This window comes from Mycobacterium sp. M26, assembly GCF_001494595.1.
Lineage (GTDB): Bacteria > Actinomycetota > Actinomycetes > Mycobacteriales > Mycobacteriaceae > Mycobacterium.
Genome location: NZ_LN929908.1, coordinates 1130665 through 1146059, shown reverse-complemented (window position 1 = coordinate 1146059; position 15395 = coordinate 1130665). Strand labels below are relative to the sequence as shown.

The window sequence follows — 15395 nt, the reverse complement described above, 5'->3', positions numbered from 1 at the left end:
GGATCCGGAACCGTCAGCGTTACGCCATCCTCACCAGGCCGAGTTCGTTGTCGGCGGCCAGCAGCGGGTGATGTGGCAGCACCCGCACGGTGTAGCCGACCGATCCGGCCACCGGCAGCGGTGTCGTCGTCGAGAACAATTCGGTGCCGCCGTCGCCCGGTCCGGTGTGGGTCATCTCCACACACGTCGGGTCCTGCAGCACGTCGGTGGCGTCGACACGGCCCAGCACGGCCTGGACGACGACCTCGTCCGGGGTGAGTCCGGCCAACTGCACGGCCGCGGTCAGGGTGAGCTGTGAGCCCAGCAGCGGAGTATCGGGCAGGCCGGTGCTGTCGACGTCGGTGACGGCCACCTGGGGCCACGCCTCACGAGCGCGCAACCGGTAGGCACTCAGCTCGCGCGCCGCCCCGAACGGCAGCCCGTCGACCGGGGCCAGCGTGCGGCGCAACGACCGGGCGGCCGGGGCGTAGTACTTCTCGGTGTAATCGCGCACCATCCGCGAGGCCAGCACCTTGGGGCCCAGCGACTGCAGGGTGTGCCGGACCATCTCCACCCAGCGGGTGGGAACACCGCGCTCGTCGCGGTCGTAGAACTTCGGGCCGACCGAATGCTCCAGCAGGTCGTAGAGCGCGGCGGCCTCCAGGTCGTCGCGGCGTCCCTCGTCGGCCAGACCGTCGGCAGTCGGTATCTCCCAACCGTTTTCGCCGTCGTACCATTCGTCCCACCAGCCGTCACGGATGGACAGATTGAGCCCGCCGTTGAGCGCACTCTTCATACCCGAGGTGCCGCACGCTTCCAGCGGCCGCAGCGGATTGTTCAGCCAGACATCGCATCCCCAGTACAGCGAGCGGGCCATCGACATGTCGTAGTCGGGCAGAAACGCGATGCGATGCCGGACCTCGGGCCGATCGGCGAACTTGACCACCTGCTGGATCAGTGCTTTGCCGGCGTCGTCGGCGGGATGCGATTTGCCCGCGACGATCAGTTGCAGCGGCTTCTCGGGATCGAGCAGCAGCGCCTCCAGACGCTGCGGATCGCGCAACATCAGCGTCAGCCGCTTATAGGTGGGCACCCGGCGGGCGAATCCGATGGTAAGCACGTCGGGGTCGAAAGCCGTTGCGATCCAGCCGAGTTCGGCATCGGAGGCGCCGCGCTCCAGCCACGAGCGGCGCAGCCTGCGACGGACGTCCTCGACGAGGTAGGCCCGCAGCTGCGAGCGGATCCACCAGATGTGGCCGGGCTCGACCTCCTGAAGCCGGGCCCACACCTGCGGTTCCCGCAGCGCCTCGGTGGAGCCGGCGAGTTCACGACCCAGTTGCAGCCACTGCGGCGCCGCCCACGTCGGCCCGTGCACGCCGTTGGTGATCGACCCGATGGGTACGTCGGCCGGATCGAAACCCGGCCACAGTTCGTCGAACATCTCGCGGCTGACCCGGCCGTGCAGCAACGACACCCCATTGGCCCGCTGAGCCAGCCGCAGCCCCATATGCGCCATGTTGAACTTCGTCGGATCGTCCTCGGCGCCGAAGGCCAGCACCCGCGCCACCGGCACACCGGGCAGCAGACCGTTCGGGCCGTCATCGCCGAAGTACCGCTGCACCATCTCCACCGGGAACCGGTCGATTCCGGCCGGCACCGGCGTATGGGTGGTGAACACCGTGCTGGAGCGCACCACGGTCAGCGCGGTCTCGAAGTCCAGCCGCTCGGCGGCCATCAGTTCGCGGATGCGCTCCACGCCGAGGAATCCGGCGTGGCCCTCGTTCATGTGGAAGACATCGGGGGCGGGCAAGCCCGCCGCGGCGGTGAACGCGCGCACGGCCCGCACCCCGCCGATACCGGCCAGCAGTTCCTGCTTGATCCGGTGTTCCTGGTCACCGCCGTACAGGCGATCGGTGACGTTGCGCAGGTCGTGCTCGTTCTCCGGGATGTCGGAGTCCAGCAGCAGCAGCGGGATCCGGCCGACCTGGGCCACCCAGACCCGGGCGCGCAACTGCTTGGAGTCCGGTAGCGCCAGTTCCACCAGCACCGGGGTGTCGGTGGCATCGGTGAGCAGCCGCAGCGGCAGGCCCTGCGGGTCCAGCGACGGATAGTTCTCGCGTTGCCAGCCATCGGCGGTCAGCGACTGCCGGAAGTAGCCGGAGCGGTAGTAGAGGCCGACCGCGATCAGCGGCAGGCCGAGGTCCGAAGCCGACTTCAGGTGGTCGCCGGCCAGGATGCCCAGGCCGCCGGAGTAGTTCGGCAGCACCTCGGCCACGCCGAACTCCATCGAGAAGTAGGCGATCCCGGTCGGCATGCTCGCCGGGTCCTGCTCCTGGTACCACATCGGGCGGGCCAGGTAGTCGTCGAGATCGTCGGCGAGGTGGTCCAGGCCGCCCAGGAAGGCGGCATCCTCGGCGAGTTCGTCGAGCCGCTTGGGAGTCACCGCACCCAGCAGGGCGACGGGATCCTGGCCGGTCTGGGCCCATAGCTGGGGGTCGATCGACGCGAACAGATCCTGCGTGGGTTTATCCCACGACCAGCGCAGGTTGGTGGACAACCGGCCCAGGGCCGAGAGTCGTTCGGGCAGGTGGGCCCGAACCGTGAACCTCCGTAGCGCCTTCACGTGACCCAACCTTACTGAGGCCGACAGGTGTGCGTGCGCTTCTTCCACTCGCATCGACTCGGCCCACTACGGTGTGAACAGAGCGTGATGCGGTTACCCGAGAAGGCACGGATCCGGCGCGGCGCGGGCCACGTCGTACAAGTCAGAAATGGGAGTGGTTGGGTGCCCGGTCGTATCGAGATCGATGACGTCGCGCCCGTTGTGTCCTGCGGTACCTACCCGGCCAAGGCTGTCGTCGGCGAGGTGGTCCCGGTCTGCGCGTCGGTCTGGCGCGAAGGGCACGACGCGGTGGCAGCGACGCTGGTGGTCCGCTACCTCGGTCCGGCGTATCCGCAACTAGGACAGAACCCGGCCCGGCGGGTCAAGGCGCTGGAGGCGGCCGAGGCAGCCGCCAGTCCCGCAGCGGCCAACCGGGTCAAACCCCAGCTGTATCCGATGGCACTGGGCCGCACGCCGGACCTCTTCCACGGCCAGTTCGTCCCGGACCGGGTGGGCTTATGGACGTTCCGGATCGACGGCTGGGGTGACCCGATCACCACCTGGCGCCACGCGGTCACCGCGAAACTGGACGCCGGCCAGGGTGAATCCGAACTGAACAATGACCTGCTGGTGGGGGCGCGGCTGCTGGAGCGGGCTGCGACCGGTGTGCCGCGGGACCGTCGCACCCCGCTGCTGCACGCCAGCGCCGCACTGCGCGAACCCGGCGATCCCGTCACCCGCGCCGCGCTCGCGCTGTCGCATGAGGTCACTGACCTGCTGGCCACCTTCCCGCTGCGCGAACTGGTCACCCGCGGCGCCACCTACGGCGTCTGGGTGGACCGTCCGCTGGCTCGGTGCAGCGCCTGGTACGAGTTCTTCCCCCGCTCCACCGGCGGGTGGGACGGGGAGGGCCACCCCGTGCACGGCACGTTCGCCTCCTCGATCGAGGCGCTGCCCCGCATCGCGAAGATGGGTTTCAACGTGGTCTACCTGCCGCCGATCCACCCGATCGGCAAGGTGCACCGCAAGGGCCGCAACAACACCGTGACCGCCGAGCCCGGCGATGTCGGCTCGCCGTGGGCGATCGGCAGCGAGGAGGGCGGCCACGACGCCATCCACCCAGACCTGGGCACCCTCGAGGACTTCGACCGGTTCGTGGCCGCGGTGCGCGACAACGGCATGGAGGTGGCGCTGGATCTGGCGCTGCAGTGTGCACCCGATCACCCGTGGGCCAAGAACCACCGGCAGTGGTTCACCGAGTTGCCCGACGGGACGATCGCCTACGCCGAGAACCCGCCGAAGAAGTATCAGGACATCTATCCGCTGAACTTCGACAACGACCCGGGCGGTCTCTACGACGAGGTGCTGCGGGTGGTCCGGCACTGGATCGACCACGGCGTCAACATCTTCCGGGTCGACAACCCGCACACCAAGCCGCCGAACTTCTGGGCGTGGCTGATCAGTCAGGTCAAGTCCACCCACCCCGACGTGCTGTTCCTATCGGAGGCATTCACCCGTCCGGCGCGGATGTACGGGCTGGCCAAACTCGGCTTCACCCAGTCCTATTCGTACTTCACCTGGCGGACCGCCAAGTGGGAGATCGAGGAGTTCGGCCGCCAGATCGCCGAGCACGCCGACTATGCGCGGCCTAACCTGTTCGTCAACACCCCCGACATCCTGCACGAGAGCCTGCAGGTGGGCGGCCCGGGCATGTTCGCAATCCGAGCGGTGCTGGCCGCGACCCTGGGCACGTCGTGGGGGGTGTACTCCGGTTTCGAACTCTTCGAGCATCTGCCGGTCCGGGACGGCAGCGAGGAGTACCTGGACTCAGAGAAGTACGAATTGCGTCCGCGCGACTTCGACGGCGCCCTGGCCCGGGGGCAGTCACTGGAGCCTTTCCTCAAGCGACTCAACGAGATCCGCCGGGTGCACCCGGCGCTATGCCAGATGCGCACCATCACCTTCCACCACATGGATAACGAGGCACTGCTGGCGTACAGCAAGTTCGACCCGGTCACCGGCGACACCGTCCTGGTGGTGGTGACATTGAACGCATTCGGCCCCGAAGAGGGAACGGTGTGGCTGGATATGGCCGCATTGGGTATGCAGCCCTACGACCGTTTCTGGGTGCGTGACGAGATCACCGGGGAGGAATACCAATGGGGCCAGGGCAACTACGTGCGCATCGAGCCCGCGCGGGCCGTCGCGCACATCCTGAACATGCCGCTGATCCCTGCCGACCAGCGGGCGAGTCTGCTGCGCCGGGAATGACGGGGACGAGAGGAGCCTAGGCACATGACGAGATCAGACAAGCTCGCCAGTCCATATCTGGCACCGGATCCCGGTGAGCTGGCCCGCCTGGTGGCCGGGGTGCACCATGACCCGCACAGCATCCTGGGCGCCCACGAGTACGACGACCACACCGTGCTGCGTGCGCTACGCCCGCACGCCGAAAAGGTGGTCGCGATCGTCGGCGACCAACGCTACGAGTTCAGCCACATCGACGCCGGGCTGTTCGCGGCGGCCCTGCCGTTCACCAACCTCGCCGACTACCGGCTCGAGGTCACCTACCCGGGTGGGCACACCATGACCGTGGCCGATGGCTACCGGTTCCTGCCCACCCTGGGCGAGATGGATCTGCACCTGTTCGCCGAGGGCCGCCACGAACGGCTGTGGGAGATCCTGGGAGCCCACCCGCGATCGTTCACCACGCCAGACGGTGTGGTCGAGGGCGTGTCGTTCGCGGTATGGGCCCCGAATGCCAAGGGCGTCAGCCTGATCGGCGAGTTCAACCACTGGGACGGCAACGACGCACCGATGCGGGTGCTGGGTTCCTCGGGAGTCTGGGAGCTGTTCTGGCCGGACTTCCCCACCGACGGGCTCTACAAGTTCCGGGTGCACGGTATCGACGGATCGGTCGTCGACCGCGCCGACCCGTTCGCCTTCGCCACCGAAGTCCCCCCGCAGACCGCGTCACGGGTCAACGTGTCGCACTACACGTGGGCCGATGGCGAGTGGATGACGCGGCGGGCCAACCACAATCCGGTGTTCGAACCGATGAGCACCTACGAGGTGCACCTCGGCTCGTGGCGCCCCGGGCTCAGCTACCGCCAGCTGGCCCGAGAGCTGACCGATTACGTGGTGGCCCAGGGCTTCACGCATGTGGAGTTCCTGCCGGTGGCCGAGCATCCGTTCGGCGGCTCCTGGGGCTACCAGGTGACGTCGTACTACGCCCCGACCTCGCGGTTCGGCTCCCCCGACGATCTGCGGTACCTGATCGACGCACTGCACCAGGCCGGCATCGGGGTGATCGTGGACTGGGTGCCGGCCCACTTCCCCAAGGACGGCTGGGCGCTGGGCCGCTTCGACGGCACGGCACTCTACGAGCACTCCGACCCGCGCCGCGGTGAGCAACTCGACTGGGGCACTTACGTCTTCGACTTTGGCAGGCCCGAGGTGCGCAACTTCCTGGTAGCCAACGCGCTGTACTGGCTGCAGGAGTACCACGTTGACGGGCTGCGGGTGGACGCCGTGGCCTCGATGCTCTACCTGGACTACTCGCGCCCGGCCGACGGGTGGACGCCCAATATCTACGGTGGGCGGGAGAACCTCGAGGCAGTCCAATTCCTGCAGGAGATGAACGCCACCGTGCACAAGGTCGCACCTGGCATCGTGACGATCGCCGAGGAGTCGACCTCGTGGCCGGGGGTCACCCGGCCGACAAATCTTGGCGGACTTGGCTTTTCGATGAAGTGGAACATGGGGTGGATGCACGACACCCTGGACTACATCAGCCGCGACCCGATCTACCGCAGCTTTCACCACCACGAAATGACGTTCTCGATGCTCTATGCGTTCAGCGAGAACTACGTGCTGCCGATCAGCCACGACGAGGTGGTGCACGGCAAGGGCACGCTGTGGGGCCGGATGCCCGGCAATGACCACGTCAAGGCGGCCGGGTTGCGCAGCCTGCTCGCCTACCAGTGGGCACACCCGGGTAAGCAGTTGCTGTTCATGGGGCAGGAGTTCGGCCAGCGCGCCGAATGGTCCGAGGAACGCGGGCTCGACTGGTTTCAGCTCGACGAGAACAGCTTCTCCGACGGCATCTTGAAGTTCGTCGCCGATATCAACCAGATCTATCGCACCCGTCCCGCGTTGTGGAGTCAGGACACCAAGCCGGAAGGCTATTCCTGGATCGACGCCAACGACTCGGCCAACAATGTGCTGAGCTTCCTGCGCTACGGCAGTGACGGGTCAGTGGTGGCGTGCGTGTTCAACTTCTCGGGATCCGAACACGGCCAGTACCGGCTGGGCCTGCCGCATGCCGGCACCTGGCGTGAGGTGCTCAACAGCGATGCCACGATCTACAACGGCGCGGGCGCAGGCAACTTCGGTGCGGTCGAGGCCACCGACGATCCGTGGCACGGCCGGCCTGCGTCGGCGACGCTGGTGCTGCCGCCCACCTCGGCGATCTGGCTCGAACCCGCCTAGCCCCCTTTTCGCCCAACCCGACAAACGGGCGCAACAGTGCGAGTAGATCGCACCAATTCGTCGATCTCGGCGGCTAGTACAGCGCGTTGGCGAGATTGCGGCGGCCCGCGATGACGTCCGGGTCGGCCGGGTCGAAGAGTTCGAAGAGCTCGATCAGCCGGGTACGCACCGCGGTGCGCTCGTCACCGGCAGTCCGGCGCACCAGCGCGATCAGCCGGTCGAAGGCCGCGCTGACATCCTGATTGAGGATCTCTACATCGGCCGCGGCGAAGGCCGCCTCGACATCGTCGGGTGCTGCGGCGGCAGCATCGAGGGCGTCCGGACGCTGCGCGGTGGCGCGCTGCAGGAAGGTGATCTGGCGCAGCGCACCTTTGGCTTCGGCATGGTTCGGGTCGCCATCGAGGATCGCCTGATAGGCGACAGCAGCGGCGTCGAAGTCACCGGCCTCCAGGTGCTCACGGGCCTGGGCCACCGCGGGATCGACCTGCTCGACCTCATCGGATTCGCCGCTCCCGGAGAGCTTTCCGGCCGTCGCCGACAGCAGCGAGTCGATCCAGCGCCGCAGCTGCTCGGGCGGCTGCGGACCCTGGAAGCTGGCCAGCGGCTGGCCCCCGGCCAGCGCGACCACGGTGGGTACCGCCTCGATGCCGAACATCTGCGCCACCCGCGGCACGACGTCGACGTTCACGGTGGCCAGCGACCACGTGCCGTTGTCGGCGCCGGCCAGGCTGGCGAACACCTCGATCAACTGGACGCAGACCTCACTGCGCGGCGACCACAGCACCACCACCACCGGAACCTGCCCGGAGCGGACCAGCACCTCGGCTTCGAAGTTGGCTTCGGTGATCTCGACGCCGCCGGCGGGAGCACTCCCGCCAGCGGGGGCCTGGGCCCGCTGCTTGAGACCGGAGAGGTCGACGGCACCGGCCAGTGCGGCCGGAATCGATGGGCGTGGACGTGTCACGCCCACAAGTCTGTCACGTCGCCGAGGGCGCCGAATTCGCCGCCGCCGCAGACCCCTCGCGCTGGTGCTCAGAGCCGGTTTCCGGACCCAGTTTCGCGGTCCGATCGGCCCATATGAGGAAGATCACACTGCCGAGCGGCACAATGCTGCCCAGCAACGCCAGCAACCACGTCACCGGGCGCCACTTGTAAGCGATACCGGCCAGTAGGGCCGTCACTCCGAATGCGATGAACACCAGCCCATGGGCCATACCGAAGATCTTCACGCCGATCTCCGTGCGCGGGCTGCCCAGGTACTTGAAGTACATGCCGATCAGCAGCCCGACCCATGTCAGCGCTTCGGCCAGCGCCACCAACCGGAACCGTCCAGCGGTACTGCGAATGTCGAAAGTGCTCGTCATGGCGCCATTGTGCCGGAGAGCGCGCCCAGCTACTACGCGCCGTCGTTGACGAGACCGGGTTACCCGGCGCGCAGGATCAGCGCGTCACCCTGGCCACCGGCGCCGCACAGCGCCGCCACCGCGTAGCCCGAACCGCGCCGGGACAGCTCCAGCGCCGCGTGCAGCGTGATCCGCGCGCCCGACATCCCGATCGGGTGGCCCACCGCGATCGCACCGCCGTTGCGGTTCACCTTGGCCGGGTCGACGCCCAGTTCACGGGTCGAGGCCAGGGCGACGGCGGCGAACGCCTCGTTGATCTCGAGGACGTCGAATTGATCGACGCTGATGCCCTCGCGGGCGGCGGCCTTCTTGATTGCGTTGGCGGGCTGGGACTGCAGGGTGGAGTCCGGTCCGGCGACCACGCCGTGGGCGCCGATCTCGCACAGCCAGCTCAGGCCCAGCTCCTGGGCCTTGGCCTTGTTCATCACCACGACAGCGCAACCGCCGTCGGAGATTTGGGACGCCGAGCCGGCGGTGATGGTGCCGTCCTTGCGGAACGCCGGCTTGAGCCCGGACAGCGACTCGGCGGTGGTGTTGGCGCGGATGCCCTCGTCCTCGGCGAACTCGATCGGGTCGCCCTTGCGCTGCGGGATCGACACCGGGACCACCTCGTCGGCGAACACGCCGTCCTTCCAGGCGGCAGCGGCCTTCTGGTGCGACTCGGCGGCGAATTCGTCCTGCTCGAGGCGGGTGAACTTGTCCTCGTCGTTGCGCTGTTCGGTCAGCGCACCCATCGGCTGGTCGGTGAACACGTCGTGCAGGCCGTCGTAGGCCAGGTGGTCCAGCACGGTCACGTCGCCGTACTTGTAGCCCTCGCGGCTGTTCATTAGCAGATGCGGGGCGCGGGTCATGGACTCCTGACCACCGGCAACGACGACGTCGAACTCACCGGCGCGGATCAGCTGGTCGGCCAGGGCGATCGAGTCGATCCCGGACAGGCACATCTTGTTGATCGACAGTGCCGGCACATCCCAGCCGATCCCGGCGGACACCGCCGACTGGCGGGCGGGCATCTGGCCGGCGCCGGCGGTCAGCACCTGGCCCATGATCACGTACTCGACCAGCGAGGCAGGCACTCCGGCCTTCTCCAAGGCGGCCTTGATGGCGATCCCGCCCAGATCGCTGCCCGAGAAGCCCTTGAGCGAACCCGACAGCTTGCCGATGGGCGTGCGCGCCCCAGCAACGATCACAGACGTCGTCATGACTACCTCCACAGGCGTTTCGAGCCGCTGGTATGCGGCTAATCACAGATCCCGCAGTGTTGGATCCGATGTCGTTAGGTTACCTTTGCGTTATGACCGCTGAGCAAGTTGATGCCCGTCCCGTCCTGGCCGGCGCGCTCGTCACGGCCGTTGACCATATCGGCATCGCGGTGCCCGATCTGGACGCCGCGATCCAGTGGTACCACGAGCACCTGGGGATGATCCTCGTCCATGAGGAGATCAACGAAGATCAGGGCATCCGCGAGGCCATGCTGTCGCTGAAGGGTGCGGGCAGCGAGTGCGCGCAGATCCAGCTGATGGCTCCGCTGGACGAGAACTCGACCATCGCAAAGTTCATCGACAAGCGCGGCCCCGGCATCCAGCAGATGGCCTACCGGGTGAGCGATCTCGACGCCATCTCCGAGCAGCTGCGCAGCCAAGGTGTCCGGCTGATCTACGACGCCCCGCGCCGCGGCACCGCGAACTCGCGGATCAACTTCATCCACCCCAAGGACGCCGGGGGCGTTCTGGTGGAGCTCGTCGAAAAGGCCGCTGAGCACTAAGTCCTTCAGGACCACTTCCGGGTGGGCCCGCGCGATGCGCGGTTGGCCCAGCACGGAGTGTGCCAGTGTCGGCGGTCCTCCAGCCCGGCCTCGCCATCATCAACGCGCCACACCACGACATGTGCCGTGGCCGAACGGATCTCGTGATCACATCCCGGGCATCGGTAGGTCTTGACGGCGCGCGCCGCCGCGACCGGGCGGACCTGGTAGTCGTAACCGTCCGGGCCGACCTCGATGCGGCGCTGCATCGGCAGCGGCGGCAGACCGGTGCCCTGGCGGCGGTCCGGTCGGCGGCGCGGCATCAGAACAGCCGGAACTCGTCGCTGTCCATGCCGCGCATCTTGTCGTAATCGAGTGTGACACAGCGGATTCCGCGATCGGTGGCCAGCGTGCGGGCCTGCGGCTTGATCTGCTGGGCGGCGAACACGCCGCTGACCGGGGCCAGCAGGCTGTCCCGGTTCAGCAGCTCCAGGTACCGCGTCAGCTGCTCGACGCCGTCGATCTCCCCGCGCCGCTTGATCTCGATGGCCACCGAGCGGCCCTGCTCGTCGCGGGCCAGGATGTCCACCGGGCCGATCGCTGTCATGTACTCGCGGCGCACCAGGGTGTAGCCGTCACCGAGCAGTTCGATGTGCTCGGCCAGCAGCTCCTGCAGGTGAGCCTCCACCCCGTCCTTGACCAGACCTGGGTCGACACCCAGCTCGTGGCTGGAGTCGTGCTCGACGGCCTCCAGGGTGATGCGCAGCTGCTCCCCGGCCTTGTTCTCCACCACCCAGACCGGCTGCGGGCCGTCACCGTCCTCGGTCAGCCAGCAGGGCGGGCTCATCCAGTTCAGCGGCTTGTAGGCACGGTCGTCGGCGTGCACGCTGACCGATCCGTCGGCCTTGACGAGCAGCAGTCGTCGAGCCGACGGCAGATGAGCGGTGAGCCGGCCGACATAGTCGACGGTGCACTGGGCGATGACGAGGCGCACGGGCCAAGCTTAGGGCGTCCGGGCCCTGACGAATTAGGCTGACGCCACCATGAGTGCCAGCCCGAGTGTCGCGCAGCGGTTGGGCCGCGTGTTGGAGCGGGTTACCCGGCAGAGCGGCCGGCTGGCCAGCACCCCCGCGTACGGATCGTTGCTGCTGGGCAAAGTCTCGGAGAGTCCCGCCAAGCGGCGGGTGCGGATCCAGACCCTGATCACCGTCTTCATGCTCGCGGTCAACCTCATCGGCATCGCGGTCGCGATCCTGCTGGTCACGGTCACGTTCCCGGTGCCCAGCGTGTTTCGTGACGCACCCGGCTGGCTCACGTTCGCAGTGGTCCCGGCCTACGGTGCCGCAGCGCTGGCGTTCGGTAGCTGGTGGATTACCACCCGCACGGTCAACGACCTGCGCTGGGCCATCGACGGCAGGCCACCGACGCGCGCCGACCAGCGCAACGCGTTCTTCACGCCGTGGCGTGTCGCGAGCGCCCAGCTCGTGCTCTGGGCGGTCGGCACGACGGTGTTCACCATCCTCTACGGCATGTACGACTCCGACTTCATCCCCCGTCTGGCGTTCGGCGTCGGGGTATGCGGGGTGATCGTGGCGACCAGTGCCTACCTGTTGACCGAGTTCGCGATCCGTCCGGTGGCCGCCCAGGCGCTGGCGGCGGGTCCCCCACCGCACCGATTGGCCCCCGGGATCATGGGCCGCACCATGACCGTATGGTTGCTGGGCTCCGGTCTCCCGGTGATCGGCATCGGTTTGGTGGCGCTGTTCTCGCTCATCCTGCAGAACCTCACCAAGACGCAGCTGGAAGTCGCGATCCTGATCACCTCGCTGGCGACATTCATCTTCGGTTTCCTGCTGACCTGGATTCTGGCCTGGCTCATCGCAACTCCGGTGCGGGTAGTACGCGAGGCACTCAAGCGCGTCGAGGACGGCGACCTCGGCGCCAACCTGGTGGTGTTCGACGGCACCGAACTCGGGGAACTGCAACGCGGGTTCAACTCCATGGTCGGCGGGCTGCGGGAGCGCGAACGGGTACGCGATCTGTTCGGCCGCCACGTCGGCCGCGAGGTGGCCGCGGCGGCCGAGCAGCAGAAGCCCACCCTCGGTGGCGAAGAGCGCCACGTCGCCGTCATCTTCGTCGATATCGTCGGGTCGACCCAACTGGTGAGCACTCTGCCCCCGAAAGAGGTTGTCAGCCTGCTCAATCGGTTCTTCTCAGTGATCGTCGAAGAGGTTAACCGCCACCACGGACTGGTCAACAAGTTCGAGGGCGACGCGACGCTGGCGATCTTCGGCGCACCGGTCACCCTGGACACCCCCGAGGACGACGCGCTGGCCGCGGCCCGGGCGATCGTCACCCGCCTGGAGCGCGAGGTACCGGAGTGCCCGGCGGGAATCGGGGTGGCTGCCGGGCAGGTGGTGGCCGGAAACGTCGGCGCCAACGAACGTTTCGAATACACCGTGATCGGTGAGCCGGTCAACGAGGCGGCGCGACTATCCGAACTGGCCAAGAACCGTCCGCATCGGGTACTGGCCTCGGCGGTGACAGTGACCGCGGCCGACGACGATGAAAGCCGCTATTGGGAACTGGCGGAGGCGGTCACGCTGCGCGGCTACGAGCAGCCCACCCAACTCGCCACGCTGGCCCAGCTCGGCTAGCGAATCGGGTTGGTGCGCAACACTCTTTCGGCGGTGGACAGGGCATCCTCGACCGTGCTGAACACGACGTCGTCGTAGCCGCGCTCGGGCCTGATCACCACCCGGTCGGGGTCGACGACGAAGCCCTGCTTGCCGGCGTCGCGCAGCGCCCGGCTCACCCCGGCGAGCAGATCGCGGGCGGAGTCGTTGATATCGTCGACGCGGGTGACGTCGACGATGGCCACCTTGAAATCGGCAACATTGCGCTGCACCGTACGGGCCACCTGTTCCACGCCGGCGAACATCAGGTCGCCGTGCAATTCGTAGACCCGGATGCCCGTGACGGGCTCGTAGATGGCGCGGATCGTCGAGCGCGACTCGCGGCTGACGGTCAGAAAGTGCAGACCCAGCTGTTCGGAAAGACTGCGGCACACAAGGACTCCCCGCACGCTGTTGCCGCGAGAATCCAGTAGCGGCGAGTAGACCCCGATGCCCAGCTGTCCCGGCAGCACGGCGACGATCCCGCCGCCAACGCCACTTTTGGCCGGCAGGCCCACCGCACTGACCCAGTCGCCGGCGGCGTTGTACATGCCGCAGGTGACCATCACCGACAGCGTGCGCTGCACTACCCGCGTGCTGGTGACCCGTCGACCGGTCTGCGGGTTGATTCCGCCGCGGGCCAGGGTCGCGCCCATCCGGGCGAGATCGACACTGGTGACGCGCAGCGAGCACTGCCGGAAGTACACGTCGAGCACGTCGTCGGGATCGTCGGCAAGCACGCCGAAACTGTCGAGCATGTAGGCGATCGCACGGTTGCGGCTGCCGGTGGCCTTCTCGGAGTGGTAGACGTCTTCGTCGAGTTCCAACGGTCGGCCCGCACAGGCCGAGTAGAAGTCCCGGATCGTGTCGAACCGCTCGTCGGGGCTGGCCCCGGGCACCAGTGCGACGGCGGCGATCGCCCCGGCGTTGATCATCGGGTTCTTGGGAGTCTTGGTGGTGTCGTCGACGCTGATCTCGTTGAATGCCTCACCCGAGGGTTCGACACCGATCTTGGCGTCGACGGCGACCTCCCCGACCTGGTCGAGGGCTAGGGCGTAGGTGAACGGCTTGGAGATCGACTGGATGGTGAATTCGGTTCGGGCGTCGCCGGATTCGTAGACGAAACCATCCGAGGAAGACACCGCTAATCCGAAGCCGGAGGGGTCGACCTCAGTCAACTCCGGGATGTAGTCGGCCAGCGCCCCGTCGGTGACCCCGGCGAACTCCGCGACGACCTGATCGAGGTAGCGCTGCACCAGTTCGGACACCGTGGCGATCCTACGGTGCGCACCGCCCCTAGAGTGCCGACTTCTCCAGCACGTGGATGCCGCACGCCGAGCCCAGTCCGATGACGTGTGCCAGACCGACCCTGGCCCCTTCGATCTGGCGCTCACCCGCCTCACCGCGCAGGTGGGTGGCGATCTCCCAGATGTTGGCGATGCCGGTCGCCGCGATGGGGTGCCCTTTGGACTCCAGGCCACCAGAGACGTTGACCGGAAGCCGGCCGTCTCGCCAGGTGGCGCCAGACTTGAAGAAGTCCACCGCGCCACCCGGTTCGCAGAGCCCAAGATTGTCGTAGTGCACGAGTTCGGCGGTGGCGAAGCAGTCGTGCAACTCCACCAGATCCAGATCCTCGGGACCGATACCGGCCTGCTCGAAGGCTTGCTTCGCGGCCTGGCGGGTCAGCGTGTTGACGTCCGGCAGGATTTGGCAGGCCTCCTGGTACGGGTCGGTGGTCAGGATCGACGCGCTGATCTTCACGGCCCGGCGCTGCTGCTCGAGGGACAGCGTGCGCAGTTTGGTCTCGCTGACCACGACCGCCGCGGCGGCACCGTCACAGTTGGCCGAACACATCGGCCGGGTGTTCGGGTAGGCGATCATGATGTCGTTCATGATCTCCTCGAGGGTGAAGCGCTTCTGGTAGGCCGCTTTGGGATTCAGCGTCGAGTGGGCGTGGTTCTTCTCCGAGATCGAGGCGAACAGCTCGAAGTCCGCACCACCGTACCGGTGCCCGTATTCCATACCGATCTGGGCAAACACCCCCGGCATGGTCTCGGTGCCGACCCGGCCGTCCAGCGGCGCCACGGCACCGAAGCGTCCTTTCGGAACCCACTGATCACCCTCGGCCGAGCGAGCATTGCCGGTCAGCAGGCCGGCACCGGCCAGCTTCTCGACGCCGACGGCCAGGCCCAGGTCGGCCTCCCCCGCCTTGATCGCCATGATCGCGACCCGCAAGGCGGTCGCTCCGGTGGCACAGGCGTTGTTGACGTTGAACACCGGCACCCCGGTCTGACCGATCTGCTTCTGCAGGGTCTGCCCGAAACCGGGCGGCCCCATCAGGTTTCCGGCACCGATCACACCGATGTCACTGATCGAGACCCCGGCGTCGGCAAGCGCCCCGAAGGCGGCCTCCGAGGCCAGGTCGAGAACATCGGAGTCCTTGTGCTTACCGAACTTGGTCATGTAGATGCCGAGGATCCACACGTTGTCAGCCATGGTGA

At 67.4% G+C, this 15395-nt stretch carries 12 protein-coding genes; 4 read left to right on the top strand and 8 right to left on the bottom strand.

Annotation, left to right across the window (positions count from 1 at the left end; genetic code table 11):
• Positions 1 to 19: 19 nt before the first annotated feature.
• On the bottom strand, positions 20 to 2602 hold the full coding sequence (gene glgP / locus BN3385_RS14765; RefSeq protein ID WP_059017587.1) for an alpha-glucan family phosphorylase: 2583 nt from the start codon (positions 2600 to 2602) through the stop codon (positions 20 to 22).
• A 162-nt stretch (positions 2603 to 2764) separates the two neighbouring features.
• On the opposite strand from glgP, the gene BN3385_RS14760 reads away from it, so the two are divergent.
• Both BN3385_RS14760 and glgB read left to right on the top strand, forming a co-directional pair.
• The gene (locus BN3385_RS14760) at positions 2765 to 4852 is read left to right on the top strand and encodes an alpha-1,4-glucan--maltose-1-phosphate maltosyltransferase (protein ID WP_059017585.1); all 2088 of its coding nucleotides are present in this window, start codon (positions 2765 to 2767) and stop codon (positions 4850 to 4852) included.
• 24 nt (positions 4853 to 4876) lie between these two features.
• Entirely contained in the window at positions 4877 to 7072 is a 2196-nt protein-coding gene (glgB, locus tag BN3385_RS14755; protein WP_059017583.1) for a 1,4-alpha-glucan branching protein GlgB, read from the top strand.
• Positions 7073 to 7145: 73 nt separating this feature from the next.
• Here the strand turns inward: glgB and BN3385_RS14750 are convergent, their stop codons facing one another.
• The 3 genes from BN3385_RS14750 to BN3385_RS14740 are packed head-to-tail and all read right to left on the bottom strand — an operon-like array spanning position 7146 to position 9677.
• Complete coding sequence (locus BN3385_RS14750) at positions 7146 to 8036, bottom strand: tetratricopeptide repeat protein (protein WP_059021978.1); 891 nt, start codon at positions 8034 to 8036, stop codon at positions 7146 to 7148.
• A gap of 13 nt (positions 8037 to 8049) precedes the next feature.
• Entirely contained in the window at positions 8050 to 8436 is a 387-nt protein-coding gene (locus BN3385_RS14745) for a DUF3817 domain-containing protein (RefSeq protein ID WP_059017581.1), read from the bottom strand.
• A gap of 59 nt (positions 8437 to 8495) precedes the next feature.
• On the bottom strand, positions 8496 to 9677 hold the full coding sequence (locus tag BN3385_RS14740; RefSeq protein ID WP_059017580.1) for an acetyl-CoA C-acetyltransferase: 1182 nt from the start codon (positions 9675 to 9677) through the stop codon (positions 8496 to 8498).
• A 68-nt stretch (positions 9678 to 9745) separates the two neighbouring features.
• On the opposite strand from BN3385_RS14740, the gene mce reads away from it, so the two are divergent.
• Positions 9746 to 10240 (top strand): methylmalonyl-CoA epimerase, encoded by a 495-nt coding sequence (mce, locus tag BN3385_RS14735; RefSeq protein ID WP_231748738.1) that lies wholly within the window; start codon positions 9746 to 9748, stop codon positions 10238 to 10240.
• A 5-nt stretch (positions 10241 to 10245) separates the two neighbouring features.
• Here mce and BN3385_RS14730 read toward each other — a convergent pair whose 3' ends face one another.
• On the bottom strand, positions 10246 to 10542 hold the full coding sequence (locus BN3385_RS14730; protein ID WP_059017576.1) for an Rv1322 family protein: 297 nt from the start codon (positions 10540 to 10542) through the stop codon (positions 10246 to 10248).
• Positions 10542 to 11213: an endonuclease NucS gene (nucS, locus tag BN3385_RS14725; RefSeq protein ID WP_059017574.1), complete on the bottom strand. Its 672-nt coding sequence runs from the start codon at positions 11211 to 11213 to the stop codon at positions 10542 to 10544. Before nucS ends, BN3385_RS14730 begins: the two co-directional genes overlap by 1 nt.
• A gap of 49 nt (positions 11214 to 11262) precedes the next feature.
• Here nucS and BN3385_RS14720 point away from each other — a divergent pair, with 49 nt between their 5' ends.
• Positions 11263 to 12876 (top strand): adenylate/guanylate cyclase domain-containing protein, encoded by a 1614-nt coding sequence (locus BN3385_RS14720; RefSeq protein ID WP_059017572.1) that lies wholly within the window; start codon positions 11263 to 11265, stop codon positions 12874 to 12876.
• On the opposite strand, the gene glsA is transcribed toward BN3385_RS14720, so the two are convergent.
• Both glsA and BN3385_RS14710 read right to left on the bottom strand, forming a co-directional pair.
• Positions 12873 to 14162 (bottom strand): glutaminase A, encoded by a 1290-nt coding sequence (glsA, locus tag BN3385_RS14715; protein ID WP_059017570.1) that lies wholly within the window; start codon positions 14160 to 14162, stop codon positions 12873 to 12875. The genes BN3385_RS14720 and glsA overlap by 4 nt on opposite strands.
• Before the next feature lie 28 nt (positions 14163 to 14190).
• The gene (locus BN3385_RS14710) at positions 14191 to 15390 is read right to left on the bottom strand and encodes a thiolase family protein (RefSeq protein WP_059017568.1); all 1200 of its coding nucleotides are present in this window, start codon (positions 15388 to 15390) and stop codon (positions 14191 to 14193) included.
• Positions 15391 to 15395: the final 5 nt, after the last annotated feature.

Coding starts and splice junctions, on each gene's coding strand:
- glgB (WP_059017583.1), top strand. CDS start 4,877: ATGACGAGATCAGACAAGCTCGCCAGTCCATATCTGGCACCGGATCCC.
- BN3385_RS14745 (WP_059017581.1), bottom strand. CDS start 8,436: ATGACGAGCACTTTCGACATTCGCAGTACCGCTGGACGGTTCCGGTTG.
- BN3385_RS14740 (WP_059017580.1), bottom strand. CDS start 9,677: ATGACGACGTCTGTGATCGTTGCTGGGGCGCGCACGCCCATCGGCAAG.
- mce (WP_231748738.1), top strand. CDS start 9,746: ATGTCGTTAGGTTACCTTTGCGTTATGACCGCTGAGCAAGTTGATGCC.
- BN3385_RS14730 (WP_059017576.1), bottom strand. CDS start 10,542: ATGCCGCGCCGCCGACCGGACCGCCGCCAGGGCACCGGTCTGCCGCCG.
- BN3385_RS14720 (WP_059017572.1), top strand. CDS start 11,263: ATGAGTGCCAGCCCGAGTGTCGCGCAGCGGTTGGGCCGCGTGTTGGAG.
- BN3385_RS14710 (WP_059017568.1), bottom strand. CDS start 15,390: ATGGCTGACAACGTGTGGATCCTCGGCATCTACATGACCAAGTTCGGT.